Raw genomic sequence first — 26547 nt, forward strand, 5'->3', positions numbered from 1 at the left:
AGCAGCCAGCAAGCGGCGGCGGGGCCTGATTTGTGCCTTGAGCCCTCGCACTTCGGCACTGCGCAATCCTCGGGCGCGCTGCCTGATATTTGCGCACCCGCAGAAACAGAACGCATCCTGCCGCATTTTCTTGCTGAAAATACTCAATTCCGCAGGTGCCGCCGGCGCGCGGCCCGATCCTTAGCGTATCGCGCCCAGCGAGCTTTCGAGCAGGTGTTGGGTGTAGGGGTGGTTGGCCTCAAGCTTGCGCATTTCGGCCACGCCCAGCGTTTCGACGATCTCGCCCTGCTGCATCACCGCGATCTGGCCGCACATATGGCCGACGACACCGAGGTCGTGGCTGACCATCAGGTAGGTCAGGCCCATCTCGCTGCGCAGGTCAGAGAGCAGGTTGAGGATTTCGGCCTGCACCGAAACATCGAGCGCAGAGGTCGGCTCATCCAGCAGCAGGATGCGCGGCTCGGGCGCGAGGGCGCGGGCGATGGCGACCCGCTGGCGCTGGCCACCCGAAAGCTGGTGGGGGTAGCGGAAGCGAAAGCCGGTGCCGAGGCCCACGCTTTCCAGCAGGCGGGTGATGCGGGCGTCGATGTCGGAGAAGCCGTGCAGGGCCAGCGTCTCGCCCAGCACCCTGTCGACCGTGTGGCGCGGGTGGAGCGAGGCGTAGGGATCCTGAAACACCATCTGCACGGTCTTGTAAAACTGCTTGGAGCGGCCACGGGGCTTCAGTCTTTGGCCCGCCACGTCAATCGCGCCATCCCAGCTTTCAACCAGCCCGGCAATCGCCCGCAGCACGGTGGATTTGCCCGAGCCGCTCTCGCCCACAAGCCCAAAGCTCTCGCCCTCCTCGACGGTGAGGTTCACGCCCTTCACCGCCATGTTTCGGGCCGCGCCTTCGCCAAACCAGACGTGCAGGTTGCGGATGTCCAGCGCCGCGCTCATGCCGCCCCCTGCCCTGCCCGCGCACTCACCGAGGGCGCCTCGCGCCAGGCCGGGTCGCGGGCCAGAACCTCCAGCCGCTCGCGCGGGTGTTCAAGGTTCGGCACGGCGTTGAGCAGGCCCCGGGTGTAGGGGTGCTGCGCCTCGTGCAGCTTGCCCGCTTCGCAGACTTCCACGATCCGGCCTGCATACATCACCGCCACCCTGTCGCAGAAATTGGCCACGAGGTTCAGGTCATGGCTGATGAAGATGAGACCCATGCCCCGGTCTTTCACCAGCTTGTCCATGATCTCCAGCACCTGAAGCTGCACCGAAACGTCGAGTGCCGAGGTCGGCTCGTCGGCGATGAGGATCTTGGGATCGGGGATCAGCATCATGGCGATCATGATCCGCTGGCCCATGCCGCCCGACACCTCATGCGGATAAAGCTTGAGCACCCGCTCGGGCTCGCGGATGGCCACCGCGTCGAGCATCTCCAGCGCGCGGGCGCGGGCCTGCCGCTTGCTCACCCGCTCGTGTGTGGTCAGCGCCTCGACCATCTGCTGTTGCACCGTCATCACCGGGTTCAGCGAGAACTTCGGGTCTTGCATGATCATCGCGGCGTGGCGGCCCCGAATGGCGCGCATGTCCTTTTCGCTGGCGGTCAGCAGGTTGGTGCCACCCATTTCCATCCGGTCGGCCTCGACAAAGCCGGGCTTGCGGATGAGCTTGAGCACAGCGCGCCCGGTCATCGACTTGCCCGAGCCGCTTTCGCCCACGATCCCGAGCCGCTCGCGCCCGAGCGAAAAGGAGATGCCACGCACCGCGTCGAAGATGCCGTTGCGGGTGGGGAACTTGACCCAGAGGTTCTCGACGTCGAGCAGGGTATCGTCGCTCACGATTTGCTCTCCTTGGGGTCCAGAACGTCGCGCAGCCCGTCGCCGAGCAGGTTGAAGGCGAGCGAAATGGCAAAGATCGCGAGGCCCGGAATGGTGGCGACCCACCAGTGATCGAGGATGTACTTGCGCCCTTCAGAAACCATCGCCCCCCATTCCGGCGAGGGCGGCTGTGCGCCGAGGCCGAGAAAGCCGAGGCCGGCGGCGGTCAGGATGATGCCGGCCATGTCGAGGGTAACGCGGATCACCAGAGAGCTGATGCAGAGCGGCCAGACGTGGCGGGTGATGATGCGGATTGCGCCTGCGCCTTGCAGGCGGATGGCGTGGATATAGTCGGAGTTGCGAATTGTCAGCGTTTCGGCCCGCGCGATCCGGGCATAGGGCGGCCATGCGGTGAGCGAGATCGCCAGCACCGCATTTTCGATGCCCGCGCCGAGTGCCGCGACGAAGGCCAGCGCGAGGATCAGCCGGGGGAAGGCGAGGAAGATATCGGTGAAGCGCATCAGCACCACGTCGAGCCAGCCGCCCGCGTAGCCCGCGATGGTGCCGATGATGAGGCCAAGCAGCGGGGCGACCAGCGCCACCAGCGCGACGATGTAGAGCGAGATCCGCGCGCCGTAGAGCAGGCGGGAGTAAATGTCCCGGCCCAGCGAGTCGGTGCCAAAGATATAGCCCTCGCTGCCCGGCGGCAGGAGCCGCGCGCCGAGATCCTGCGCAAAGGGGTCTTGCGTGGCCAGCAGCGGAGCAAAGGCGGCGCAGAGGATCAAGAAGATCAGCACCAGCAGGCCGAACATCGCCAGCGTGTTGCCCCGCAGCGCCAGCCAGCCTGCATACCATGCCGCCGCCCGGGCCTGACGGCGCGAGGCGGGGGCGTCTGTCATCAGCCAGTCGCGCCAGCTCGGGCGGTCGGTTGGCTGCTCACCGGGTTGAGGTGTTGGCAGATCGCTCATTTGGCCCTCGGATCGAAGAAGCGGTAGAGCAGGTCGGAGAAGATGTTGAGCCCCACGAAGATGGTGCCGATCACCACGGTGCCGCCGAGCACCGAGTTCATGTCGTTGGCCAGAAGCGAGGTGGTGATGTAGCTGCCAAGGCCGGGCCATGCGAAGATGATCTCTGTCAGCACCGAGCCCTCCAGCAGGTTGGCATAGGCCAGCGCGATCACGGTGATGAGCTGGATGCGGATGTTGCGGAAGGCATGGCGCCAGATCACCTTGCGCTCCGACAGGCCCTTCACCCGCGCCGTGGTAACATATTCCGAATTCAGCTGCTCCAGCATGAAGGAGCGGGTCATCCGGCTGATATAGGCCAGTGAATAATAGCCCAGCAGCGAAGCGGGCAGGATGATGTGGCCGAAGGCGTCCTTGAACACCGTCCAGTCGCCCGCGATGGCGCTATCCACCAGAAGCAGGCCGGTGCGCTCGGGCACGAGGCCCTGATAGAACACGCCAAGGCGGCCCGGCCCCTCGACCCAATCGAGGATGCCGTAGAAGATCAGCAGCCCCACGAGGCCGAGCCAGAAGATCGGCATGGAGTAACCGATGAGGCCGACAAAGCGGGCCAGCTGGTCGATCCACGAGCCACGATAAACGGCCGCCATCACCCCCAGCGGCACGCCCAGCACGATGCCGAAGATGGTGCCCAGCGTCGCCAGCTCCAGCGTGGCGGGGAAGACGCGGGAAATGTCGGTTGTCACCTCCTGCCCGGTGCGGATGGATTTGCCGAAATCGCCCTGCAACACGTCACTGACATAGATGAAGAACTGCTGGATCAGCGGCTTGTCCAGCCCCAGCTCCAGATAGACCGCATCATACTGCGCCTGCGTCGCCCGCTCGCCGATGACGGCAAGCACCGGGTCGATCGGCATGACGCGCCCGATCATGAAGGTCACGAAAAGCAGACCCAACAAGGTGACGGCCACGGTCAGGATCGTGGCGGCCAGCTTCTTGAGCCAAGGAGGGAGGACCGGCCCGCGCCGGTCCTCCGAATTGTGTGAAATGTCAGCCACTTACTTCGTGATAACCCAGTAAGAGACAGCCGTGGTCGCGCCACCGGCAACGAAGTTTTCAACCGAGGCACCCATGCCGTTCTGCTCGATCTGCTGGAACATCACGCCGAAGGGCGACACCTGCTGGTGCTCCTTCTGGATCTCCAGATACATCTCGCGGCGCTTGTCGGTATCGTTCTCCTGAACGGCAGCCAGCGTGGCGTCGCTCATGTCGCCTGCATCCCATGCGTTCCGCCAAGCCAGAAGGCCGGTGGCCCCTGCCTCGTCGGAGTTGTCGGGGTTGTAGGCGAAGGTGCCGGCGTTGGTGTTGGGGTCGGGATAATCCGGGCCCCATGCGCCGAGGTAGATATCGTGCTCACGGGCGCGATAGCGGTCCAGCGTTTGGGCGCCGGTGCCGACGACAAGCTCGATGTCGCAGCCGAGCTGGCCCCAGGTGTTCTGGAGCGATTGCGCGATGTCGAGACGCTCCTGCGCTTCACGCACCGAGATCTTGATCGGCCCGCAATCGGGGAAGCCCGACTCGGCCAGCGCGGCCTTGGCGGCGTCCATGTCGTAGGAGAAGGGCTTGTCTTCCAGCGCGCCGAGGAAGGTCAGCGGCAGGAAGGCCTGATGCACGGTGTACTGACCCTTGAGGAAGCTGCCGGACATGCCCTCATAATCGGTCGCCAGCTTGAGCGCTTCCAGCACCTTCGGGTCCGAGAGCATCTCGTTTTTCTGGTTGGCCGAGAAATACATCAGGCGGCCGCGCAGCTCGTCGACGACCTTCACGCCCTCAACGCCTTCCAGCCCGGCGATGTCTTCGGGGCTGAGGTTGCGGGCCACGTCGATGTCGCCACGCTCAAGCTGAAGGCGCTGGGTGGCGCTCTCCTGAATGTGCTGGACGATCACCCGCTCCATCGCCGGCTTCTCGCCGCCGTAGTTGGGGTTGAGGTCCATCAGCACGCTCTCGGAGGGCTTCCAGTCCACCACCTTGTAGGGGCCGGAGCCTGCGGTGTTGGTGCGCAGCCACTCGTTGCCCATGTCGCCATCGACCTCATTGGCCATGACGGTCTCTTTGTCGACGATGCCGCCGATGGTGGCGGTCAGGCAGTTGAGCACGAAGGAAACCGCGTATTCCTTGTCGAGCTTGATGGTCACCTTGTTGCCATCGGCGGTGATCATCTCTTCCACGTTGTCCGCCGTGAAGCCGAACTGGGTGAGGATGAAGCTCGGGGTCTTGTCGAGCTTCACCGCGCGCTGGAGCGAGAAGATCACGTCTTCCGCCGTCACCGGGTTGCCGGAGGCAAAGGTGTTGCCCTCAGCGATGGTGAAGGTGATGGATTTGCCGTCTTCGGCCACTTCCCAGCTTTCGGCGATGTCGGGCTGATAGCCTGCATCAAGATCGAGCGGGTCGAAGTTGACGAGCTTCTGGTAGACGTTGCGCGACACGTCGGCCCCGGCGAACTCGAAGCTCTCCTGCGGGTCGAAGGTTTTGATGTCGTCGATGCGGTTGGCGATCACCAGCATGTTGGGCGGGGTCTCGGCCAGCGCGGGGGCAGCCACGCCGCCCATCAGAGCGGCCACAATGGCCGTGGTTCGCAGCAATTTGCGATATGTCATCAGTTGGAACTCCCTGTTGTTGATGCGGTCTTTTGCCTGCCGCCTCATTTATCGGTGGGGTCACTCTCCCCACGTCGCGCGCAACACACGCAACCAGTTACCATGGGCCAGCTTGCGCATCATCGCGTCATCCACCCCATGTTTGCGCAGCGCGGCCCGAAGATTGACCATACCTGCACAATCCTTGATCTCTTCGGGAACCAGCGCGCCATCGAAATCACTTCCGAAGCCGACGCCATCTTCACCGAGAAATTTTATCAGATGGTCAAGGTGACGCATCATCTCGTCAAGCGAAAACTCCGAAAGCATCTTTCCGTCGGGGCGCAGGAAGGCGGATGCGTAGTTGATGCCGACCATGCCGCCGCTCTCTGCGATCTGGCTCAACTGCCGGTCGGTGAGGTTGCGCGAATGGGGCGTGATGGCATGGGCATTGGAGTGTGTGGCCACCAGTGGCGCATCCGAAAGCGCCGCGATGTCATCCACGCCTTTCTCGTTCAAGTGACTGAGATCGAGCATAATTTTCAGCCGATTGCACTCGGCGACAAGCCGCTTGCCGGCCTCGGTCAGCCCGCCGCCAATGTCGCCTGTAGAGGGGTAACGAAACGGCACGCCCTCGCCAAAGACCGTGGGCCGCGACCAGACCGGGCCGAGCGAACGCAGGCCCATCGCATGCAACTCTTCCAACTCGGCGCAGCTCTCGCTTACCGCCTCCGCGCCCTCGATATGGGGCACGGCGGCCATGGTTTCGCCGCCCAGCGCCGCCTCGATCTCGCCCGCGGTGCTGCACACGGCGATCGCACCGGCCTGCTCCAGCCCGGTCAGCGCCTCAAAACCGCGCATTACGAAGTCCCAGGCCTCGGGCTGCGGAATCGGCTCCGGCAGCGGCAAGTCGTAGGGCGGATGCTCCATGATCTCGTAGCGCACATCCTTGTCGGCAGGGCTGGGCACGAAGATGGCAAAGAAACCGCCGCCAAAGCCGCCCGCCTTGGCACGCGGCAGGTCAATATGGCCATCTGGCAGGCCCTTGGCCACGTTCTCGGGTGTGACCTGCCCGCGCAGAATCCGCAGGAGCGTGTCGTTATGTCCGTCAAAGATGCGGGGGGCGGGCCAATCTGTCATGGGGGTCTCTCTTGCTGCTGCCGAAAGCCTGACACCGTCAAGCATCTTGCGCAAGAGGTGCCTGAATGACGGGGAAAGTCACTTGCCCCGCCACGCGGGCGCCGCCTAAGCTCAAGCCATTGATTTAAGGCGCACTCATGTTTCGATTGTCCGACTCACAGCTTTCAGGCCTGTCGGCCGCCTCCTATGAACGGTTCGTGCAGAAGACCCTGCCGTTCCTGCGGCAGAGCTTTCCCGATACGGCCGGGCGGGAGGATGACGCGGCGCTGCGAGGCTATATCGACCGGATCAGCCAGTTTGCGGTGCGCCACCGGGTTTTTCGCGAGATCAACGTGCAAAAGCTGATGGTGCTGCAACTGCGCACCGGCTTTGCCATCCCCCTCCCCCGCTGGCAGGCGCATCTGCTCCGCCGCGCGGGGTTTTCGGAGGAGGAGCGGGTGATGCGGCTGACCCGCGCGGTGCTTACGGGCGAGCAGCCACAGGTGGTGAGCCTGCAGGATGATCTGCCAGCCATGAGGGCCGCGCGGTGACGGGCAGCGGCGACACGGTCGGGGGCTATTACGACGGGGTTGACTTTACCGGGGGTGAGTCCAGCATCAGCCCACCCGAGGAGCAGATGAGCGCCGACGACCCGAACGCGGGCAACGGCCAGAGTCTGCCGGTGCAGGACTGCCCGATGAAAGAGCGCATCCCCGGCTTCAAGCTCACCGCCCGCACGGCGATCTACTTCGACGGCACCGGCAACAACCGCGACAACGCGCAATGGCGCGCCGACAACCCGGGCCACGATACGCTGTCGCCCTCCTGGGAGACCGACTTCACCAATGTCGAACGGCTGGAGCGGGCGGCGGTGGATTGCCGCCCGGATTACGACATATCGGCCAATTTCTACGTGCAGGGCATGGGCACCGTCTCGGGCGAGATCGACGACGTGATGGGCTCCGTTGCGGGCACCGGCTTTACCGGGGTGGAGCAGCGCGAGCGCAACGGCCGTCGGCGGATGACGCTCTATGTAAAGAACGAGGTAGACAGCAAGGCGCAGCGCGGCGCGGTGCTCAGCAAGATCGACCTCGATACATTCGGCTTCAGCCGCGGCGCGGCGACGGCGCGGCTCTACGTGCACCAGGCGATGCGTGGCGACCGGGGCCAGAAGGTCGAGAACCTGCTTGTGACCGTCATGCTTGGCCGGGGCACGGTGAAGTTCAAGTTTGCCGGGCTCTACGACACGGTGGCGGCGCTTGGCCTCGATACCCACAAGGACGACTGGGCCGAGCTGCACCTCGGGACGGTGGAGGAAGAGCCGGAATATGTGGTGCATCTGGCCGCCGCCGAAGAATATCGGCTCAACTTTTCGCTCAACCCGTTTCGACGCGAGGTCAGCGGCAACGGCTTTCAGGCGTTCCTGCCCGGCGCGCATTCCGATCTCGGTGGCGGCTATCCGGTAGACAGCCCCGAAGCCTCGGTGCGGGTGTTCGACGGGCGGTTCTGGACCTCGGGCATGAAGCGGGGCCGGCTGGATGAGGGGCGGTGGTTCAGCGAGAGCGGCTGGTTCAAGCCGGGCGACATGCAGTTCTACCGCGACAAGTTCATCCACGCGGGCCGAGCCAACGTGAAGGGCTACTACATCCGCATCCCGCTGCACATCATGGCCAAGTTCGCCACCGATCACGGGGTTCTTTACACGGATTTCGGCATGAAGGCGCGCGACAACAAGCTGCGGCCGGAGATGGAGAGCCTTTACAGCGACCTGCTGGATTACTGCACCGTCGTGGCCAGCGGCTGGGAGTCGACCCGCGATTACTGGGTCGACAGGACCAACGCGGCGATGGCGGACCTGCGCTACAATCACCTGCACATGTCATCGCATTATTCGAAGATCTATGATGGGGCACCGGGCATCGGCAAGGCGCTGCGGCCCTATTATGCGATACGCAACGGAAAGGCGCAACGCTGGCGTCGGATTATCGGGCCTGGCGGTGTGGAGGATGATGGCTGCCCGCCCGCACCACAGGTGACCGATCAGGACGAGGCGGCCGACGGCGCGGGAGGGGGCGAATGAGCCTGCGTTATGACTGGCTGCCAACCGAATGCGCGCCGCTGGGCTACCCGGCGGAGATCCTGCGTGGGTCGATGCTCTTCGAGGATGGCAGCTCGCTCTACATTCCAGAACGCAAGCCGTTGGCCAATGGCTGGGGTTCGATTGGCTCGGTGCATATTCAGGAGGAAGAGACGTTTGCGCTGCCGGTGGAGGTGCGGCTGATTTGGCTGTCGATCCCCGAAAACCAGATTTACGCCGGGCACTTCAAGCTGCCACGCTCCCGCCTCGCCCGGCTGTTCGAGGAGGGGGTGACGGACCCGTTCGATGGCACCTGCGAGACCTATAACTATATTGCAGTCGGCATGGCGCCGGGCGGGGACGTGATGGTTTGGGTCACGGATGGGCGGTTTACCCGCTCGGTCATGGGGTTTCAGGGCACGCCCTATGCGGCCGACTGGCGCAAGATCGAGCCCACCTTTGGACGCACAGACTACATGCGCGAGGCCTGGATAGCCGCGGTGCCGCAGGAGGCACTGCGGGCAAAGGTGATGGCCGAAGAGGTTCCGCTGGGCCAGTGGGAGCTGTGGCGGCGGCGCTTTGCATGGACCCCGAGTGTTACCTGCGACGGAACCTTGCAAACCCTCTGGATCGACAGCTTGAACGGCGAGAAGGAGATTTACCCAGCGCAAGGCTGGGAAGACGGCTGGCCCGACCGCGCCGCGCCCGCTGCCCTGCGTGCGGCCTGGATCGATGGAGAGGGAGACAGGCTGCTGGCCCATATCACCTTGGACGCCCAAGAGAGCTTTGCCGCCTTCACCCGCTTCGCGGAGCGGCGCGACCCGGCGCTGGGGCGGATCGCGCTGGAGGTCGAACTCTCCGGCTGGTTCCCTGACGCGGCAGTTACCCTGCGCGACAGCCAGCTCGCCCTGCCGCTGGAGAAATGCAAAGTGGAGGTGTTCCGGCAATGAGCCAGCCTGCTGCGCGGATCATGGACTTTCACACCTGCCCGCTGGTGCTGCCTCCGGGGCCGTTTTTGCCGCCGGTGCCGCATATCGGCGGGCCGGTGGTGAGCGGTCAGGCCAATGTGCTGATCTCGATGTCACCGGCGGCGCGGGTGAGCGATACATGCCTCTGCGCGGGCGTACCCGACATGGTGGTGAGCGGAGCCTTCAACGTGCTGGTCGGCAACATGCCCGCCGCGCGGATGGGCGATAGCACCATTCATGGCGGTGTCATCACAACCGGCGCGCCCACCGTGCTGATCGGCACCAGCGGCGCGGGCGGCGGCGGCATGGGCGGGCTGGCGGGCTTTGCGCAATGGGTGATGAACCAGATCGAGGGCTGGATCGGCACCGGCAGCCTTGAAAGCGGCGAGAGCGGCGTGGCCTGCATGGTGCCCGAGAGCGCCTCTGATGCTGCATCAATGTCAGAAGTGGAGGCCCAGGCCGACAGGCTGCGCGAGGCGGCTGAAAGTGGAGTGCCCTTCGTCGAGGCCTGCTGCGCCGCAGGCCCGGCGCAGGACCGCCAGCAGGAGGAGGCCGAGAAGGAACGCCAAAAGGAGGGCGACGAGATGAGCGCCTATGGCGAAAGCTACCCCGGCAGCGGGGCGGGTGGCTGATCCATGCCACGCTATGCGCTCATCGACGCGGCCCGTTCGCCAAAGATCTGGCCGCTGGTGCAGAGCGAGCCCGAGGCCCGCTCGCTCTTTGGCGGCAAGATCGCCCCCGCCCTTGCCGCCGCCGCCCCGTGGATCGTGCCGATCCGCCCCGGCACGGCGTTCAAGCAGGCATTCCAGACCGAGGGCTGGGGTGATTTCTGGGGCATTGCCTGTTTCTCCCCCGCCCCGCTGCGCGAGGTGCGCCACAGCCTGCGCAAGTGCCAGCAGGTGATGCTGCCCACGGGCCAGCCGGTGCTGTTTCGATACTATGATCCGCGGGTTTTCGTCCCGATGATGCGGGCGGCGGCAGATGAGGACATCGGGCCATGGTTTGCCCGGATCACAGACTTTTGGGCACCCGACCCGGAGAGCGGCGCGACGATCCGCTTTCTGCGCGACGGCAAGGGGCGGTTACGCACACAGGCGATGACGCCGGAGCGACAGGCCACGCTGGCCGCGCGGGCCATGGGCTCGGCGCCCGGGTCGCCATAACGGGGCAGCTCTTCGGGGCGCTGTGGCCCCTCATCGCGGTTGCGGGGAGGGCCGCAGGGGCCGAGAAGCAGCCCCCGCAACCGGCCCCTATTCAGGATAGACGCCGGGAATGACCTGATCGAAGTCAACGCAGGCACCCGTCATCACCCCTGCCTTCTCGCTCAGCAGATAGCTGGCAAGATGGGCGACATGTTCGGGCTTCACCAACTGCCCAAAGGGCATTTTCGCCTCGGCCTTTTCCAGCCAGTCGTCACCGCCATCGTGATACTTGCGCTGAACCTCATCCTCTCCCGGCGTGTCCATCCAACCGCAATTGATGCCGTTCACCCGGATGCGATTGTGGCGCAGGGTGTTGGCCGCGTTCTTGGTGACATTGACCATGAGCGCCTTGGAGGCGGCGTAGGGCGAAAGGAAGCTCTGCCCGCCGTGCACGACGATCGAGAGGATGTTTACGATCGACGCCGGGTGCCCCGCTTCGATGGCCAATTGCGCCATGCGCTGGAGGGCGAAATAGGGCGAGCGGGCGTTGGCCGTCATCAGCCTGTCCCAAAGCTCGGGGGTGGTGTCGAGCACGGTGCCCCGGTCTGTCAGCGCGGCAGAATTCACCAGCGCATCAAGACGGCCCATCTGGGCGGCGGCCTTTTCGACCAGCGCCACGGTGGCCTCGGTATCCAGCAGGTCGACGGGCATGAAGCTGGCGCCGATCTCCTCGGCCACGGCCTCGCCGCGCGCCACATTGCGTGACGCGATGACGAGATTGGTGCAGCCCTCGGCCCGGAGGCGCTCGGCAATGGCGCGGCCCAGCCCTTGGGTGCCGCCGATAACGAGGGCGTGGGTCTTGGCGTGGGTCTCGTCGCTCATGGGGGCCTCCGCGATGGTGTGCCGGGAGCCTATGCCGGGCCGGGCGCGGTGGCCAGAGGGCGGCGTTGCGGGCCTGACAGCGCCCCTCCCCCTGCCCTTTTTGAATTGGCCCGACGGAAAATGAACTGGATACACGCCCCTGCATATCATCTAGCATGTGTCGCCCGGGACCACTCGCCTGTTGGCCCCGAATGTAACATGACGAACAAAAACTAATGACGGGAGGGTCATCATGATCAAACACATCGGCCTCGCGGCCGCATTCATCAGTGCCTCCGCCTTCGGGGCGGCAGCGCAAGAGCGGGTTTCCATCGGCACAGGCGGCACGGGCGGCGTTTTCTACGCCGTGGGCGCGGGCATGGCAGACCTGCTGAGCCGCAAGCTCGACGGGGTGAGCGCCAATGCCGAGGTTACCGGCGCCTCGATCGAAAACATCCGCCGCGTCTCCGCCGGCGAAATGACTATGGGCTTCTCCTCGGCCTCCACGCTCTATGAGGCCAAGAACGGCAGCGGTGCCTTTGATGGTGATGCCCAGAACGTGGCCGCCATCGCCTATCTCTACCCCGCCGTGCTCCAGATCGCCGCCACCGAAGCGAGCGGTGCCGCCGGGGTGAAAGACCTCGCCGATCTGAAAATCTCCGTCGGCCCTCCCGGCTCCAACTCTTCGGTCTTTTCCGAGCGCCTGCTGACCTCGCAGGATGCGTTCAACGTCGGCAATGTCAGCTTTCTGAGCTACGGCGAGGCGACCGGGGCAATCAAGAACGGGCAGCTTGAGGGCTCGATGATCCTCGCAGGCACCCCGGCCTCGGCCTTCATCGAACTGTTCACCACCGAAGACGTGAAGCTGGTGCCCGTGGTGGCTGATGACGTGACCGGCCTGATCGAGGAATTCCCCTTTTACGAGGTCGTCGAAATCCCCGGCGGCACCTATGAAGGCGAATCCGAGGCCGTTGTGGCCGTGGGCGACCCGGCAATTCTCTTTGCCGCCGCCGATGCCGACCCGGCACTGATCGAAAGCATCACCGCCACGCTCTTTGACAACCTCGAAGAGCTGGGCGCGGTGCACCCGGCGGCCAAGAAGATCACCAAGGAAAAGGCCACCGCCACGCCGATTGATCTGCACCCCGGCGCGCAGACCTATTTCGACGGGCAATAAGCCTCTCTGGCGGGGCCGCTGAAAGGCCCCGCCCACCCCCTCCCGCACTTCTTTGGCCCCCTTGGCGGCAGGAACACCCCCATAATGACCCCACTCACCGATATTTTGCCCGGCAGCGCTCTGGCCCGCTGGGAACGCCTCGCCGCAACCGCCGCGCTGGCGCTGCTCTCTGCGCTCGTCACCGCCCTCTGCATCTGGTCGGCGTGGTTTGGCGACATCACCGCGCTGGTGCTGCGCTCCACCTTCTTTTCGCTGATGGTCGCCGCGGGCCTCGTTGTTGTGGCCACAGAGCGGCCCGGATGGCTGCGGGTGGTGATCTATGCACTGGCCGCCGCCGTGCTCATCCCCGGCCCCTACCTCTGGCTCAACTACCTTGCCATCGTGCGCTCCGGCGGCATCGCCAGCCAGCTCGACATGGTGCTTTTCTCGCTGTGCAGCGCCGCCGTGCTGGTGCTGGCGCGCTACCTGATCGGCTGGGTCATGGTTGGCCTTGGCGTGGTGGCGCTGGCCTATGCGTTTTTCGGCGACATGATCCCGGGCACCTATGGCCACGCGGGCTATTCGCTCTCCCGCGTCACCTCCAACCTGTTCCTGCGCACCGAAGGGCTCTTTGGCCTGCCGATGGGCGTGGCGGTGCAGTATATTCTGCTGTTCTCGCTGCTCGGCACCTTGCTGCTGAAGACCGGGCTGGGGCAGGTCTTCGTTGATCTCGCCCATGCCGCGACGGGGCGTGTGCAGGGCGGCCCTGCCCTCACCGCCGTTGTCTCCTCCACCATGTTCTCCTCCATCAACGGCTCGGCTGTGGCGGGCGTTGTCACCACCGGCACTTTCACCATCCCGCTGATGAAGCGCACCGGCTACCGGCCCAAGGTGGCGGGCGCGATCGAGGCGGCAGCCTCTTCTGCCGGGCAGATCATGCCCCCCGTCATGGGCGCGGCGGCCTTCCTGATGGCCGAGGTCACCCAGACGCCCTATGCCGTGATCGCCGCCGCCGCGCTGATCCCGGCGCTGCTCTATGTCTTCGCGCTGCTGGTGGGCGTTCGCGAGGAGGCGGGCAAGTTTGACCTTGGCCGCGCCGACCCTGCCGAGATCCCGGCGCTACGCGAGGTGCTGCTGAAGCGCGGGCACCTGCTCATTCCGCTCGTGGGCCTCATCGTCTTCCTCGCCGTGGGCTACACCCCCTCGGCCGCCGCCGTGCTCTGCATCGCCACCACGCTCGTTGTCTCGCTCTTCGGCAAGGCCACGCGGATCGGGCCGGTGGGGCTGCTGGCGGTGATGATGGAAACTGTGAAGAACGTGCTGCCCATCGTCGCCGCCGTGGCGATTGCGGGCATGCTCATCGGCGTGCTCACCCTCACCGGCATGGCGCTGAAGCTCTCGTCGCTGATCCTCACGGCCGGAGCAGGCTCGCTGTTTCTGACGCTGCTGCTGACCATGGTTGCCAGCTTCGTGCTGGGCCTCGGCATGCCGACCTCGGCAGCCTACCTGCTGCTCGCCATCCTCATCGCCCCCGCGCTGGAGCAATTCGGCCTGCCGGTGATCGCGGCGCATATGTTCATCTTCTACTACGGGCTTTTGTCGGCCATCACCCCGCCAGTGGCGCTGGCCGCCTATGCGGGGGCCTCGATTGCCGGGGCGGAGCCGAACGAGACGGCGATGGAGAGCATCCGGCTGGGCTTCGTGAAGGTCGTCGCGCCTTTCCTCTTTGTCTACGCGCCAGAACTGCTGCTGATCGGCACGCCGGGCAACATCGCGCTCGCGACTGTGGCGGCCTTCGCCGGCACCTTCGCGGCGGGCACGGCGCTGACGGGATGGTTGATAAAGCCTCTGACAGCCGCTCATCGCGCGGGCTTCGTCGCCGTGGCGGCGCTTTCGACGGTGGCGCTTGTCTGGCCGGTCGGCGGTGCGGTGAGCCTTGTGGCAGAACTGGCGGGGCTGGCGCTGCTGGGCGGGCTGATCCTTGTGCTGCGGCGCCCGGCCTGAACCAATGGCGTAAGGCCACCCCGGCCTTACGCCGCCTCAGCCTCCAGCTGGCACACCAGACCGGGCAGCTCGGCGTAGTCGGAAAACGCCGCGCGGTGGGGCAGCGCCGCCACCTCCGCTTTCCGGTAGCCCTCGGTGAAGAGCAGGAAGGGCACACCAGCGCGGCGCGCGGTTTCTGCATCCACCTCGCTGTCGCCCACGTAGATCTCGGGGCCCTCGCCCAGCGCGGCAAAAGCGGCCTCCAGCGGGGCCGGGTCCGGCTTGTGGGTGGGCAGGCTGTCGCCGCCGAGGATGGCGGCGAAAAAGCGGGTGAGGTCGAGGTGATCGAGCACCGCGCGGCAGGGCACGAGCGGCTTGTTGGTGCAAATGCCAAGGCTGTGGCCCTCCGCCGCAAGCGCCTCCAGCGCCGCCACCACGCCGGGGTAAACCTTTGTGCGGGTCACCAGCGTTTCATAGCTTGCCACGAAGGCCGCCAGCAAGCGGGTGTGCTCGCTGTCGGGGATGCCACGTGCACGGCGGACCTTTTCGATAAACACCGACGCCCCCTGCCCGATAAAACTGTGGGTGTCGGCAAGGGTGATCGGCTCCACGCCCTCGGCCTCCAGCAGCACGTTCGCCCCGGCGTGAATGTCAGGCGCGCTGTCAATCAGCGTGCCGTCGAGATCAAAGACGATGCGGGCCATCAGCCGGCTTGCGCCGCTTCGGCCGCCTCGCGGATGGCGCGGATGTTCTGGCCATAGACTTCCGGCTTATCCACCGAACCGCCCTTGAACACCGCCGATCCGGCCACGAAGCAATCGGCCCCTGCCGCGACCAGCGGGCCAACGGTGGACTGGTCCACCCCGCCATCAACCTGAATATGCACTTCGCGGTCGCCGATCATCTCGCGCACCTGCGCCACCTTGGCCACGCTGGATGGGATAAACTTTTGCCCGCCGAAGCCGGGGTTCACGCTCATCACCAGCACCATATCCACAAGGTCGAGCAGTTCGGAGATGACGCTGGCGGGCGTGCCGGGGTTGAGGCTGATGCCGCATTTCACCCCCTGCGCCTTGATCGCCTGAAGCGTGCGGTGCGGGTGCGGCCCGGCCTCCCAGTGCGCCACGATCATATCGGCCCCGGCCTCGGCATAGGCCTCGATGTAGGGATCGACCGGGGCGATCATCAGGTGCACATCCATGAAGGTTTTGACGTGCTGGCGAAAGGCCTTCACGGCGGGCGGACCGAAGGTGAGGTTGGGCACGAAATGGCCGTCCATCACATCGACATGGACCCAATCGGCCCCCTGCCCCTCAATGGCGCGGATCTCGGCCCCGAAATTGGCGAAATCGGCAGAGAGGATCGAGGGGGCGATCTTGATGGAACGGTCGAATGGCATGCGGCAGCCTCCATGAGCGGCAGAAAGGGCGCGTGGGCGCGTGGGTTGCCCTGCGTTATGGTCGATCGAGGCCCAGCGTCAAGCGCTCAGGCGGGCAGCAACACGCCCTCGAAGAAGGCGGCAAGCTCGGCGCGGGCGTCGAGCGGCAGCACATGAGCGACGTATTGATCGGGGCGCACCACCACCATGCAGCCCCGCGCCCGGTCCAGCCCGCGCATCTCGAAGATATCGCCTGCGCCCTTGTGATCCACGCAGAAGAGCTTTTCGTGATCCTGCAAGCCAAGCGGCCCCTTCACCGGCTTCAACATCGCGGGGGCGGCGTCGTAGGCGACCGTATCGAAGATGCCTTGCAGCACGCCGCGCAGGTCGATCACCGCGTCGATGTCTTCGCCCTCGCGGGTGTGGCGCAGGACCGGGCTGGTGTTTGCCGTGCCCAGCCACTCCGCCAGATCGTAAAGGCCGCGCGGGTCTTGCCCCGCAAACGCGTAGATCCGCCAGCGCCCATCGGCTTCGGCCACATGCCCAAGGTGCATCTGCATCGCATCGGCCACCCGCACCACCGGCGCGGAGTGAAACCGGCGGCCGATCTCGAAACCGGGCGCAAGGGCCTGATGCTCCGGTTCGGCAGTGAGGCGGGAAGGATCGTACTTCACCGCAAGCCCGCCGGTGAACATGAGGTTCTCGATAAAGGCCTTCTGAAAGCGCGGCATGTCGCCCCCGTCCAGCTTGGATTCGCCAGGCGGGGCCGACATGATGCGCGACCATTCGTGATCGGTGTCGATCAGCCGCTTGGCCTCGGCGCGGCGCTCGGCGGAATAGCTGCGCAACAGCTCCGGCCCGGCCCGCCCGGTGAGCACATGGGCTAGCTTCCAGCCTAGGTTGAAGCTGTCTTGCATCGACACGTTCATCCCCTGCCCGGCTTTGGGGCTGTGGGTGTGGCAGGCATCGCCAGCGGTAAACACGCGGGGGCCGTGGCCCTCGCTCGCGTCATCGAACCGGTCGGTCAGCCGGTGGCCGATTTCGTAGATCGACCACCAGACCACCTCTTTTACGTCGATGCTGTAGGGCGCCATGATGCGGTTGGCGGCGGCGATCAGGTGATCGGCGGTGAAATTGCGCTGCGCCACCCGCTCATCGGGGTTCAGCTTGTCGAGTTCGACATACATGCGAAAAAGGTAGCCGCCCTCGCGCGGCAAGATAAGCGTGTTGCCCTCGCTGGCCGAGGTGATCAGGCACTTCTGGCGCACATCGGGAAAGTCGGTGTTGGCAAGAATATCCATCACGCCCCAGGCCTGATGCGCCGCGTCGCCATGCAGCTTGCCGCCGATAGCGCGGCGCACGTTGGAGCGGGCACCATCGCAGCCGACAACGTAGTTGGCCCGCACCACGTGGACCTCGCCCGCGTTGATCCCGGTGTTCTTCAGCGTCACGGTTACCGGATGGTCGGTGGCCTCCCGGTCCACCTGCACATCCTGCACCGACCACGAGTAATCCGGCTCCAGTCGCGCGGGCGACTTGCGCATCACATCAAGGAACAGCTCATGCACCCGGGCCTGGTTGAGCAGGGTGTGGGGCATTTCGGAGCTGCCCTCGGGCACATCCTGCACCCGCCCGATGCGGCGGATATGGGCGGGGTTGGCCGGGTCGGGCGACCAGAAGGCCGTTTGGTTTACCCAGTAACTCTCGCGCTTGACCTTCTCGCCAAAGCCGAAGGCCTGAAACATCTCCATCGTGCGGGTGTTCACCCCGTCGGCCTGCCCCTTCTCGATCGGGCCGGGCTTGGGCTCCACGATCATCGTGTCGATCTGCGGAAACTGCGCAAGCTGGGCCGCAAGGCAAAGCCCGGCGGGGCCGCATCCGGCGATCAGCACATCGACCTTGTCGGGCAGCGGCGCAAAGCCCCCTCGCGCCCGCCGGTTGGGCGCGGCATTGCCCAGGTCGGGGTCTCCGCCACGAAATCCATCGAGGTAATACTGCATCACTTGCCCTCCTCCGGCCTGCTGACGGGCAATTGATAACTACACTTATCATTTACGGTCAAGAAAAATATGTATACATATTAATTGCCAGTCATCGGCACCGCGAGGGAGGCGGAATGAAAGCGCTCGTCATGGCCGGACACCTGATCCGGCGGCTCAACCAGATGTCCACCCATGTGTTCTCCACCCGCATTCAGGAGGCGGGGTTTGATGTTACGCCCGTGCAGTTTGCGGCGCTGGATGCGATCCTGAGCTATCCGGGGATTGATCAGGCCGGGGTGGCCGCTGCCATCGCCTACGACCGCGCCACCATCGGCGGGGTGATCGACCGGTTGGAGCAGAAGGGCTATGTCTCCCGGCAGGTCAGCCCGCGCGACCGACGCGCGCGGGAGGTGCGGGCCACCAAAGCAGGCCGCGCCGCCTTTGAAGAGATCCTGCCCATCGTGACCGCCCTGCAAGAGGAGCTTCTGGCAGAGCTCGACGATGGTGAGCGCGAGGCCTTCCTGCGCCTCGCCCGCAAGGCCATAGGCCCGGCCATGGCGCTCCCGCCGCAGGCCGGCTGACGCCGCTCACAGCGGGTTCACCCCCCTGCCCTCAGTCTTGCGCAGTCCCGGCAACCGGCTTGCGCGAGAGCTTGCGCACCAGCACAAAACAAGCCGGAACGATGAAGATGCCGATGAAGGTGGCCGCCGCCATGCCGCCCAGCACCGCGATGCCAATGGCGTTTTGTGCCTGTGCCCCCGCGCCAGTGGCCAGCGCCAGCGGCAACACCCCCATCATGAAGGCGAAGGAGGTCATCAGGATCGGCCGCAGCCGCATCCTTGCCGCCTCGATCGCCGCGTCGATGGCAGAGCGGCCCTGCGCCTCCAGATCCCGGGCGAACTCGACGATCAGGATAGCGTTCTTTGCCGCAAGCCCGATGGACGTCAGGATCCCGACCTTGAAATACACATCATTGGACTGCCCGAAGAGCAGCGCAAAGGCGAAGGCCCCCGCCACGCCGACCGGCACCGAAAGCATCACCGCGAAGGGAATCGACCAGCTCTCATAAAGCGCCGCGAGCGACAGGAACACGACCAACGCCGAGAGCGCATAAAGGTAGGGGGCCTGGCTGCCCGATTGCTGCTCCTGAAACGAAAGCCCTGTCCAGGCCACGCCATAGCCCCCATCCAGCTCACCGGCCAACTCGGTGATCGCATCCATCGCATCGCCCGATGACACGCCCTGCGCGGGGCTACCCGACACCGAAATCGCACTGACCCCGTCGATCCGCGCCAGTGACGGCGTGGAGGAGATCCAGCGGGTTTCCATGAAGGCGGCAAAGCTGACCATCTCGCCGCTGCTGTTGACCGCATACCAGGATTCGATGTCTTCCGGCTGCATCCGGTATTCAGCGGCGGCCTGCACGATCACCGGGCGCAGCGAGCCGTTCATATCGAAGTCATTCACATCGGACCCGGCGAAGATGGTCGAGAGGATGGCGTTGACGCTGCTAACGCTGACGCCAAAGCTCTCGGCCTTCTGCTGGTCGATGTCGATGCGCAGCACCGCCTCGCTTTCGATCCCGCTCGCCCGGACGCTGGCAAGGCGCGTGTCGGCCTCGGCCGTGGATTCCAACTGCGAGGCGGCGGCACGCAGGGCCTCGGTGCCATTGTTGGCGTAGTCCATGAGATACATCGAAAATCCGGAGGTATTGCCAAGGCCCGGAATCGCCGGGGGCTGCATGAACATCACCCGCCCGGCCCGCAGGTTGCCAAACTGCACCGTTGCCCGCGCGGCAACGGAAGCCGCCGACAGGCTGTCATCCGTGCGCTCCTCAAAGCTGCGCAGCTTGATGAACACCATGGCCGCATTCTGCCCCGAGCCGGAGAAGCCAAAGCCGAGCGTGGCAAATGTGCTCTCCACCGCCTCGGATTCTTCGGCCTGCAAATAGGCCTCGATCTCATCCACCACTTGCGCCGTCTGCGCCGTAGTGGTGCCCTCGGTGAGGTTGATCATCGCCATCAGCACGCCCTGGTCCTCCGTCGGTAGGAAGGAGGACGGCAACCGCGAGTAGGTGGCCCCTGCCCCGAGCACGAGCGCAGCAATCAGCCCCACGGCGATCAGCGGCTTGCGCGCAATCCGCCCGACCGATCCGGCGTAGCCCGAGGTCAGCCGCGCAAAGCCCCTGTTGAAGGCCCGCGCCGGAGCAAAGCGCACCTCATGGCCACTGCGGCGCAGCATCGAAGCGGTGAGCGCCGGGGTGAGAATGAGCGCCACCAGCGCCGAAAGCACCATGGCCGAAATGATGGTGACCGAGAACTGCCGGTAGATCACCCCGGTCGAACCGCCGAAAAAGGCCATCGGCAGAAACACCGCCGAGAGCACAAGCGCAATGCCGATAACGGCGCCGGTGATCTGGCCCATGCCCTTCTCGGTGGCGGGCAAGGGCTCCAGCCCGTCGTCCTCCATCACCCGCTCGACGTTTTCGACCACCACAATCGCATCATCCACCAGCAGGCCGATTGCCAGCACCATGGCAAACATCGTCAGCGTGTTGATCGAATAGCCCAACGCCGCCAGCACCGCGAAGGTGCCCGCCAGCACCACCGGCACCGCGATGATCGGGATGAGCGTGGCCCGCCAATTCTGCAGGAAGATCAGGATGACGAAGAACACCAAAACCACCGCCTCGATTAGCGTGTGATAGACCTTCTCGATCGAAAGCTCGACGAAGGGCGAGGTGTCATAGGCGTATTCCACCGTCAGCCCCTCGGGCAGCGAGGCGGCCAGCTCATCCAGCGTGGCGCGCACCGCTTCTGCGGTGTCCACCGCGTTGGCCCCGGTGGCGAGGTTGATCCCGAAGCCCGCCGCGTTCGCCCCGTCAAACCGGGAGTCGCCGCCGTAACTCTCTTGCCCGATCTCGATCTTCGCCACGTTGCCAAGCAACACCTGCGCACCGCCCTCCTCGGACTTCAGCAGAATGTTCTCGAACTCCTCCACGCCGGTCAGCTGGCTCTGCGCGGTGATGGTTGCGGTAAACTGCTGTCCGGTGACCACCGGCATATCGCCCAGCGAGCCCACCGAAACCGTGGTGTTTTGCGCCTGGATGGCAGAAGTCACATCGGCGGGCGTGAGCTGGTATTCATAAAGCGAAAGCGGATCGAGCCAGACCCGCAGCGCATAGCCCGAGCCAAAAAGGTTGATCCCGCCCACGCCCTCGGTGCGCTGCACCGGGCCGGAGATCTGATTGTCGAGAATATCACCCAACTCGATGGTCGAATACCGCCCATCGGCAGAGACGATAGCCCCGACCATCAGGATCGAGGAGGTGGAGCGCGAGACGCTCACGCCCGAGGATTGCACCGCATCGGGCAACCGCCCTTCAACCTGGCTGACCTTGGATTGCACATTGTTCTGCGCATCCACCGGGTCGATGCTTTCATCGAAGGTCAGCGAAATCGAAGAGGAGCCCTCGCGCGATGTGCTCTCCATGTAAAGCACGCCGTCGAGCCCGGTCATGGAATCCTCGATCACCGATGTCACCGAGTTTTCCACCGCCGTGGCCGTGGCACCCGAGTAGCTGGCGCTCACCCGGATCGTGGTTGGGGCAATGTCGGGATATTGCGAGACCGGCAGCTGGGTAAAGGCAAAGACACCGGCCAGCATCGTTACGATGGCCAGAACCCAAGCGAAGATGGGGCGGTGGATGAAAAACTGCGCCATGGGTCAGTCTTCCGTGCCGGCGGCTTCGGTCGCGCCGGCGTCATCGCCGGCATCGCCCTCATCGGTGGTGTCAGCTTCGTCGGCGTCACTGTCGGTGACATCCTCCACCACGCCCTCCGCGTTGATCGTGACCGGCACCGGCACCACCTCCGCGCCATCTGTGAGGTTGTTCAGCCCGTCGACGATCAGCAAATCCCCGGCAGCCACCCCCTCTGTGGTGATCCATGCGTTCTCATGGGTGCCCGAATAGGTGAGCGTCACCTGATGTGCCTTGCCGTCACGCAGGATGAAGGCCGTCAGCGTGCCATCGGCCTGCCGCTCGGTGCCGCGCTGCGGAACCAGCACGGCCTTTTGCTGACCAACCACAACCGCCACCCGCAGGAACTGGCCGGGAAGGATCATCCTGTTTGGATTGTCGAACTCAAAGCGCAGATCAACGCTGCCCGTGGTGGTCGACACCTGCTGCCCGGGGGTAACGAGCGTGCCGGGGCTTGCGTAGGTTTCGCCGTTTTCCAGCGTCAGCACCACTTCCAGCCGCTCCCCGGGCTGCAATGCGCCGCTGTCGATCTGCGAGCGCACCCGCAAGATTCGAGCGGAGCTCTCTGCAACATCCACGTTGATCGGGTCCATCGCCGTCACGGTGGTGAGCGCATCGGTCTGATTTGCGGTTACGATGGCGCCCACCGAAACCGTGCTGACATCCGCGAACCCGTCAATCGGGCTGCGAATTTCCACCCGGTCCAGGTCCAGCCGCGCGGTTTGCACGGCGGCCTCGGCACTGGCCAGCGTGGCTTCGGCCTGCGCCAGAGCGGATTGTGCGGTTTGCAAATCGGAGGTGGTCACGCCCGTGCCCTCCAGCCGGGCATAGCGATCCACCGTTGCCTGCGCCGTGCTCACCCCGGCCTTCGCCCCGTCCAGTTCGGCCTGCGCGGCCGCATAGGCGGCCTCAAAGGTGTCCGGCTCCAGCCGATAAAGCACATCTCCCGCCTTCACCCGCTGGCCGGGCCGATAGACGATTTCCTTCACCATGCCCCCCACCCGCGGGCGAATATCGGTTTGCGCGGCGGCCACCGCGCGGCCCGGCAGGGTGACGGAATACGGAACCGTCGAAAGCTCCAGCTCCACCACCCCAACCTCTGTGGGGCCGCGCGCCCCGCCGGGAACAGGTTGCGCCAGCGCTGGCGAAACCGGGGCAAGCCCGATGACAAGAAGGGCGGCGACAAGCACGGCGGGGAGGGACATGGAGAATCAGCCTGTGGATCAGAGGGACATCTTTGCGGGTCTAACGCACACACCCCCGGATTCCGTTGCGCAAAAACGCAAATGCGGGGGCGCAGAAATGTGGTTTCAGAGCAGCCACGGCCTGGTGCCCTGCCTAGGCGGCGGAGGCGACCATCATCAAAGGATACGTCTGAATGGCGGCATCCCTGAAGCCCTGCTGGCGGCCACGCCGGCCTGACGGCGCGGCATCCCGGCTCATCGCGGGGTCAAACCAGCCAGTCGGCAATTGCAAACAATCGCCGACTGGCCAATAGATCGTCAGCGAGCCCCGGCGCTTGGGCGCTTCATTATAGGCTGGCCAGCTTCTGGCCTTCTAAGTCGGCGGTGGTGGTCTGCTCATACAGGCCACCCAACACACGGAATTCACCAGATGAATCCCGTCACGGGATTTGCGCGACAAAGCCTCGCGGAGTGCGTCCGCGCTGAAGCCAATGCCCTAAGCCACCGATTTAAAGTAATATAAAAGGCTACCCGAAGTCAGGTGGCGGAGAGGATGGGCCTGACGTCGAACCTTATCTCAACCTTAAGTCGTCATTGTCATTTGGGAAGGTCAAGGTTCGACGCTCAGCCGATTGAAACGCGACAGGTAGCGGAACGGATCAAAAGCGGAATCATCCCTATTTCGAGTCTGCCTGCATTCGTGCCTCGGCGAGCGTTATAAATCTGGCATGCACGAAACACCGGCAGCGCAAAGGCGCTAGCAGTGCCAAGAGTTAAACGCACGCTGCCAGGGCAATCATTTAGCGAAACTAAGCGCGGGCGTTGATGACTTCGCGTAGATGCACCCCCAGCAGCACGAGGCCCGGCCAAAGCATATAGGCTTCGATCTCGATGTTCTCGCCAAACGAGAGCAGCACCATCGTCATCAGGATACCAAGCGGCAGCCTCCCGCGCGGATGGCGCGCGGCGTCGATGAGCGCGAAACCCACGTGCCACGCGAGCGGCACCAGCAGCGCGAAGAACCCGACCAGCCCCTTCACGAAGAGCAGCCCGAACCAGGTGTGGTGGCTGCCGATCGGCATGTATTCCACCGCGTGAGAGCCGGGATGCACCGTGCCGTGCCCGAACCAGGGAGCTTCGTTCTCCCAGCGTTCGCGGGCGATACGCTGGAGGGTTTCGCGCACCCGCGTGCTGTCGGCCCGCGCGCCTTTGAAGGCCGAGACGGCATCGGCCGCCAGCGTCATCAGGGTGGTGCCGACGACTGCCAGCGAAGCGGTCAGCGCCGCCGTGACCTGCCACGCCCAGCCGCGCAGGATCAGTGGCAGCATCCGCGGGGCCACGGTGCAGGCCACCAGCCCCACCAGCCCCATCCGGGACTTGGAGGCGAGGATCATCAGCACCCCCGCCGCCACGCCCGCCGCCATCCAGCGGCGGTCTTTCTCTTCGAGGGCAAAAAGCACCATGATAACCCCGAGCAGCGCTGCGAAGGGTGACCAAGGCGCGTAGAACTGCCAGCGCGGGGTCCAACTCGCCGGATCCCATGTGAAGAAGTACACGCTGAAATATTCCGGTCCCGGCCCGCCGATGGCCTTGAGCGGCGAAGTGAAGATGCGCTCGGGCAGGCCGATGTAGGGGGCGGCCAGCAGCACCGGCGCGAGCGCGAGGGTCCAGAGCCCGACCACGCATTGCCCCCGGATCAGCACCTCGCGGCGAATTTGCAGCACCGCCCCGGCCAGCGGAAACAGCGCCAGCAACGCCCAGCCTTTGGCCCAGCCGATGGAGCTCTTGATCGTTTGCTTCAGACCAAGGCCCCAGTCGAGGTGGCCAATCCAGAGCGCCACCAGCATCACCGCCATGCCGATGAACCACGCCCAGACAAGGGCAGGCACCGGCCCGGTCGGGCGCAAATCGGCACGCATTGCCGGCCCGAGATAGAGCGCCAGCGCTGCCAACCCGCCGAGCAGCCAGGCCAGCACCGGCCCGACCACATAGAGTGCACCCACCGCATAGAACGGCCAGGTCCAAATCAGCGTCTTGTAGACCATGCGCTCGGGGCCGGTGAGCCCGGTCATGCGCGCACATCCAGGTCGGGTTCGGGCCGCGCCAACAGGCGGCCGATCAGGGCCCCGCGCATCCAGCCGAGCAGCAGGCCCAGCAGCATCATGAAGGTCGCCGCAACCCCTGCGGCCAGAGCCAGCTTGCGGTTGGGGGATGAGGGGGTCTCGGGCAGCGAAGGGTTCTCCAGCACCTGCACCAGCGGGTAGGAGGCGTAAACGTCAGACTTGGTCGACTGAGCCTTGGCGATGGCGCTGGCAAAGACCGCCTCTGCCACGGTGAAGTCACGCTGCAGGTCCTGCAACCGGGCGGCAGGGGCGGCCAGCCGCTTCTGCTCGGCCAGCTCGCTCTCGAGCCGCGCCGAGAGCGTCTCGTGCTGCCGGGCCACGCCCGCGCGCTCCGCCTCCATCCGCACCAGCTGCGCCAGCAGCTCGGCGCGGGCGCCGTCGGGCGCGAGGTCGAGAGCCGCCAGATCGGCCTCACCCAGCCCGGTCACAGCAATCGCACGGGCCAGAATCGCACCCCGCGCCGAGGCATGGGCCGCACGGGCCACTTGCACCTTGGGGTGACCCTCGCCGTAGGCCGAGCGTGCCTCGGCCAGCGCCGCTGCATGGGTGGCGGCCTCTTCGGTGAGCGCGGTAAACTCGGCATCGGCGTAGAGCTTCAGCGTTGCCGCGGCGGCGCTTGCGGGCACACCCAGCGTGGCTTCGAGCGCGGTCACGCTCTGGATCTTCTCGCTCAACGTGGCCTCCACGTCACGCACCCGGGTCTGCAACTGGCGGGTTTCCTCTACCATCGCGTCATATTGGCCGGGCGAAATGAGACCGGTTTCGTCTTGCAGCGCGGCGATGTCCTCACGGGTCGCGGCCACTGAGCTTCGATATTCGGAGATCGCGGCAAGGCCGCTGTCTTCGCGCGTGGCCATCTCATCGGCGCGCAGCGCGTCGATCTCAGCGAAGAAGGCTGCGATCAGCGCATCGCCGCGCGCCTGCGCTGTTTCCGGGCTGCCGCCGGCCATCTCGACGTGGATCAGGCTGGTCTGGTCGACGAGGTTGATCCGCGGCGCGCCGAACTCGCGGCGCGTCATCCCCATCGCGCCCGCGGCGGCATCCACGATCCGGTCGGCCCCGATCAAGCGCTTGTAGGTCTCGGTCGGGCTCACCGCGTTGCTGGCAAAGGCGGAGTTGGCATAGGACGAGGCCTGCCCGATCCCGTTGAGGTTCATCGAGGCCGAGGCGCCCGAGCCGGGCAGGATCAGCGAGGCCGTGGACCGAAAGCTGAGCGGCGCGGTCTTCAGATACCCCGTGATCGGCGCCCAGATCGCCGCCCCGCCGAGGAGTGCGAAGGCCAGGTAGCGCGGAAACCGCCCAAGGTCGCCAATGCGCCCGCCCAAGAGGATGCGCTTGCCGGTCAGGCGGCGCTTGCGTGCGGGTTTGGTGGTGGGGAACGTGTCTTGCAGGGTCATCGGGCGTCTCCTTCAGGGCGGAC

22 protein-coding genes and 1 pseudogene are annotated in these 26547 nt (G+C 65.3%); 8 read left to right on the forward strand and 15 right to left on the reverse strand.

The features are described from left to right. Window positions 1-180: 180 nt before the first annotated feature. From ACXAG6_RS19870 to ACXAG6_RS19895, 6 genes are read right to left on the reverse strand one after another with little or no spacing between them, the layout of a single operon-like run. Complete coding sequence (locus ACXAG6_RS19870) at window positions 181-939, reverse strand: ABC transporter ATP-binding protein (protein WP_475339676.1); 759 nt, start codon at window positions 937-939, stop codon at window positions 181-183. Then, window positions 936-1814, reverse strand: a complete 879-nt coding sequence (locus tag ACXAG6_RS19875) for an ABC transporter ATP-binding protein (RefSeq protein ID WP_475339678.1) — start codon at window positions 1812-1814, stop codon at window positions 936-938. The genes ACXAG6_RS19870 and ACXAG6_RS19875 overlap by 4 nt, the downstream gene beginning before the upstream one ends. Next, window positions 1811-2761 carry an ABC transporter permease gene (locus ACXAG6_RS19880; protein ID WP_140015233.1) on the reverse strand — a complete coding sequence of 317 codons (951 nt, stop codon included), beginning with the start codon at window positions 2759-2761 and terminating at the stop codon, window positions 1811-1813. The genes ACXAG6_RS19875 and ACXAG6_RS19880 overlap by 4 nt, the downstream gene beginning before the upstream one ends. Then, a complete protein-coding gene (locus tag ACXAG6_RS19885) occupies window positions 2758-3816 on the reverse strand; it encodes an ABC transporter permease (RefSeq protein ID WP_475339679.1) in 1059 nt (352 codons plus the stop codon). The genes ACXAG6_RS19880 and ACXAG6_RS19885 overlap by 4 nt, the downstream gene beginning before the upstream one ends. Then, window positions 3817-5415, reverse strand: a complete 1599-nt coding sequence (locus ACXAG6_RS19890; protein WP_475339680.1) for an ABC transporter substrate-binding protein — start codon at window positions 5413-5415, stop codon at window positions 3817-3819. It abuts the gene before it with no gap. 60 nt (window positions 5416-5475) lie between these two features. Continuing rightward, on the reverse strand, window positions 5476-6534 hold the full coding sequence (locus tag ACXAG6_RS19895; RefSeq protein ID WP_475339681.1) for a dipeptidase: 1059 nt from the start codon (window positions 6532-6534) through the stop codon (window positions 5476-5478). Window positions 6535-6671: 137 nt separating this feature from the next. On the opposite strand from ACXAG6_RS19895, the gene ACXAG6_RS19900 reads away from it, so the two are divergent. The 5 genes from ACXAG6_RS19900 to ACXAG6_RS19920 are packed head-to-tail and all read left to right on the forward strand — an operon-like array spanning window position 6672 to window position 10721. After that, window positions 6672-7064: a hypothetical protein gene (locus ACXAG6_RS19900; protein WP_475339682.1), complete on the forward strand. Its 393-nt coding sequence runs from the start codon at window positions 6672-6674 to the stop codon at window positions 7062-7064. Then, entirely contained in the window at window positions 7061-8593 is a 1533-nt protein-coding gene (locus ACXAG6_RS19905; RefSeq protein ID WP_475339683.1) for a phospholipase effector Tle1 domain-containing protein, read from the forward strand. The genes ACXAG6_RS19900 and ACXAG6_RS19905 overlap by 4 nt, the downstream gene beginning before the upstream one ends. Then, window positions 8590-9540 carry a DUF2931 family protein gene (locus ACXAG6_RS19910; protein WP_475339685.1) on the forward strand — a complete coding sequence of 317 codons (951 nt, stop codon included), beginning with the start codon at window positions 8590-8592 and terminating at the stop codon, window positions 9538-9540. Before ACXAG6_RS19905 ends, ACXAG6_RS19910 begins: the two co-directional genes overlap by 4 nt. Next, entirely contained in the window at window positions 9537-10190 is a 654-nt protein-coding gene (locus tag ACXAG6_RS19915; protein ID WP_475339686.1) for a PAAR domain-containing protein, read from the forward strand. Before ACXAG6_RS19910 ends, ACXAG6_RS19915 begins: the two co-directional genes overlap by 4 nt. Window positions 10191-10193: 3 nt before the next feature. Next, window positions 10194-10721 (forward strand): DUF4123 domain-containing protein, encoded by a 528-nt coding sequence (locus tag ACXAG6_RS19920; RefSeq protein WP_475339687.1) that lies wholly within the window; start codon window positions 10194-10196, stop codon window positions 10719-10721. An 87-nt stretch (window positions 10722-10808) separates the two neighbouring features. Here the strand turns inward: ACXAG6_RS19920 and ACXAG6_RS19925 are convergent, their stop codons facing one another. Next, window positions 10809-11582 carry an SDR family oxidoreductase gene (locus tag ACXAG6_RS19925; protein ID WP_475339689.1) on the reverse strand — a complete coding sequence of 258 codons (774 nt, stop codon included), beginning with the start codon at window positions 11580-11582 and terminating at the stop codon, window positions 10809-10811. Window positions 11583-11814: 232 nt separating this feature from the next. On the opposite strand from ACXAG6_RS19925, the gene ACXAG6_RS19930 reads away from it, so the two are divergent. Together ACXAG6_RS19930 and ACXAG6_RS19935 are read left to right on the forward strand one after the other, a co-directional pair. Further along, entirely contained in the window at window positions 11815-12738 is a 924-nt protein-coding gene (locus ACXAG6_RS19930) for a TAXI family TRAP transporter solute-binding subunit (protein WP_475339690.1), read from the forward strand. An 84-nt stretch (window positions 12739-12822) separates the two neighbouring features. Next, window positions 12823-14721 carry a TRAP transporter permease gene (locus ACXAG6_RS19935; protein ID WP_475339691.1) on the forward strand — a complete coding sequence of 633 codons (1899 nt, stop codon included), beginning with the start codon at window positions 12823-12825 and terminating at the stop codon, window positions 14719-14721. A 26-nt stretch (window positions 14722-14747) separates the two neighbouring features. Here ACXAG6_RS19935 and gph read toward each other — a convergent pair whose 3' ends face one another. The 3 genes from gph to ACXAG6_RS19950 form a co-directional block, all read right to left on the reverse strand. Continuing rightward, window positions 14748-15404, reverse strand: coding sequence for a phosphoglycolate phosphatase (gph, locus tag ACXAG6_RS19940; RefSeq protein WP_475339692.1), 657 nt, complete (start codon window positions 15402-15404; stop codon window positions 14748-14750). Next, window positions 15404-16099 (reverse strand): ribulose-phosphate 3-epimerase, encoded by a 696-nt coding sequence (gene rpe, locus ACXAG6_RS19945; protein WP_475339693.1) that lies wholly within the window; start codon window positions 16097-16099, stop codon window positions 15404-15406. The genes gph and rpe overlap by 1 nt, the downstream gene beginning before the upstream one ends. Window positions 16100-16185: 86 nt before the next feature. Then, on the reverse strand, window positions 16186-18078 hold the full coding sequence (locus ACXAG6_RS19950; protein ID WP_475339695.1) for an FAD-dependent monooxygenase: 1893 nt from the start codon (window positions 18076-18078) through the stop codon (window positions 16186-16188). A gap of 116 nt (window positions 18079-18194) precedes the next feature. Between ACXAG6_RS19950 and ACXAG6_RS19955 the strand changes: the two genes are divergently transcribed. After that, window positions 18195-18641, forward strand: a complete 447-nt coding sequence (locus ACXAG6_RS19955; protein ID WP_475339696.1) for a MarR family winged helix-turn-helix transcriptional regulator — start codon at window positions 18195-18197, stop codon at window positions 18639-18641. A gap of 31 nt (window positions 18642-18672) precedes the next feature. Here ACXAG6_RS19955 and ACXAG6_RS19960 read toward each other — a convergent pair whose 3' ends face one another. The 5 genes and pseudogenes from ACXAG6_RS19960 to ACXAG6_RS19980 form a co-directional block, all read right to left on the reverse strand. Then, window positions 18673-21783 (reverse strand): efflux RND transporter permease subunit, encoded by a 3111-nt coding sequence (locus tag ACXAG6_RS19960; RefSeq protein WP_475339697.1) that lies wholly within the window; start codon window positions 21781-21783, stop codon window positions 18673-18675. Between the two features lie 3 nt (window positions 21784-21786). Then, window positions 21787-23025: an efflux RND transporter periplasmic adaptor subunit gene (locus ACXAG6_RS19965; RefSeq protein ID WP_475339699.1), complete on the reverse strand. Its 1239-nt coding sequence runs from the start codon at window positions 23023-23025 to the stop codon at window positions 21787-21789. A 148-nt stretch (window positions 23026-23173) separates the two neighbouring features. Continuing rightward, window positions 23174-23404, reverse strand: a pseudogene (locus tag ACXAG6_RS19970) (hypothetical protein); the annotation flags it as partial. 409 nt (window positions 23405-23813) lie between these two features. Beyond that, a complete protein-coding gene (locus ACXAG6_RS19975; RefSeq protein WP_475339700.1) occupies window positions 23814-25076 on the reverse strand; it encodes an O-antigen ligase family protein in 1263 nt (420 codons plus the stop codon). Then, window positions 25073-26524: a GumC domain-containing protein gene (locus ACXAG6_RS19980; protein ID WP_475339701.1), complete on the reverse strand. Its 1452-nt coding sequence runs from the start codon at window positions 26522-26524 to the stop codon at window positions 25073-25075. The genes ACXAG6_RS19975 and ACXAG6_RS19980 overlap by 4 nt, the downstream gene beginning before the upstream one ends. Between the last annotated feature and the right edge of the window lie 23 nt (window positions 26525-26547).

This window comes from Vannielia sp. ABF1_015 (genome assembly GCF_056160745.1).

Coding starts and splice junctions, on each gene's coding strand:
- ACXAG6_RS19880 (WP_140015233.1), bottom strand. CDS start 2,761: ATGAGCGATCTGCCAACACCTCAACCCGGTGAGCAGCCAACCGACCGC.
- ACXAG6_RS19935 (WP_475339691.1), top strand. CDS start 12,823: ATGACCCCACTCACCGATATTTTGCCCGGCAGCGCTCTGGCCCGCTGG.
- ACXAG6_RS19930 (WP_475339690.1), top strand. CDS start 11,815: ATGATCAAACACATCGGCCTCGCGGCCGCATTCATCAGTGCCTCCGCC.
- ACXAG6_RS19910 (WP_475339685.1), top strand. CDS start 8,590: ATGAGCCTGCGTTATGACTGGCTGCCAACCGAATGCGCGCCGCTGGGC.
- ACXAG6_RS19900 (WP_475339682.1), top strand. CDS start 6,672: ATGTTTCGATTGTCCGACTCACAGCTTTCAGGCCTGTCGGCCGCCTCC.
- ACXAG6_RS19980 (WP_475339701.1), bottom strand. CDS start 26,524: ATGACCCTGCAAGACACGTTCCCCACCACCAAACCCGCACGCAAGCGC.
- ACXAG6_RS19975 (WP_475339700.1), bottom strand. CDS start 25,076: ATGACCGGGCTCACCGGCCCCGAGCGCATGGTCTACAAGACGCTGATT.
- ACXAG6_RS19895 (WP_475339681.1), bottom strand. CDS start 6,534: ATGACAGATTGGCCCGCCCCCCGCATCTTTGACGGACATAACGACACG.
- gph (WP_475339692.1), bottom strand. CDS start 15,404: ATGGCCCGCATCGTCTTTGATCTCGACGGCACGCTGATTGACAGCGCG.
- rpe (WP_475339693.1), bottom strand. CDS start 16,099: ATGCCATTCGACCGTTCCATCAAGATCGCCCCCTCGATCCTCTCTGCC.
- ACXAG6_RS19965 (WP_475339699.1), bottom strand. CDS start 23,025: ATGTCCCTCCCCGCCGTGCTTGTCGCCGCCCTTCTTGTCATCGGGCTT.
- ACXAG6_RS19960 (WP_475339697.1), bottom strand. CDS start 21,783: ATGGCGCAGTTTTTCATCCACCGCCCCATCTTCGCTTGGGTTCTGGCC.
- ACXAG6_RS19915 (WP_475339686.1), top strand. CDS start 9,537: ATGAGCCAGCCTGCTGCGCGGATCATGGACTTTCACACCTGCCCGCTG.
- ACXAG6_RS19950 (WP_475339695.1), bottom strand. CDS start 18,078: ATGCAGTATTACCTCGATGGATTTCGTGGCGGAGACCCCGACCTGGGC.
- ACXAG6_RS19955 (WP_475339696.1), top strand. CDS start 18,195: ATGAAAGCGCTCGTCATGGCCGGACACCTGATCCGGCGGCTCAACCAG.
- ACXAG6_RS19870 (WP_475339676.1), bottom strand. CDS start 939: ATGAGCGCGGCGCTGGACATCCGCAACCTGCACGTCTGGTTTGGCGAA.
- ACXAG6_RS19920 (WP_475339687.1), top strand. CDS start 10,194: ATGCCACGCTATGCGCTCATCGACGCGGCCCGTTCGCCAAAGATCTGG.
- ACXAG6_RS19890 (WP_475339680.1), bottom strand. CDS start 5,415: ATGACATATCGCAAATTGCTGCGAACCACGGCCATTGTGGCCGCTCTG.
- ACXAG6_RS19925 (WP_475339689.1), bottom strand. CDS start 11,582: ATGAGCGACGAGACCCACGCCAAGACCCACGCCCTCGTTATCGGCGGC.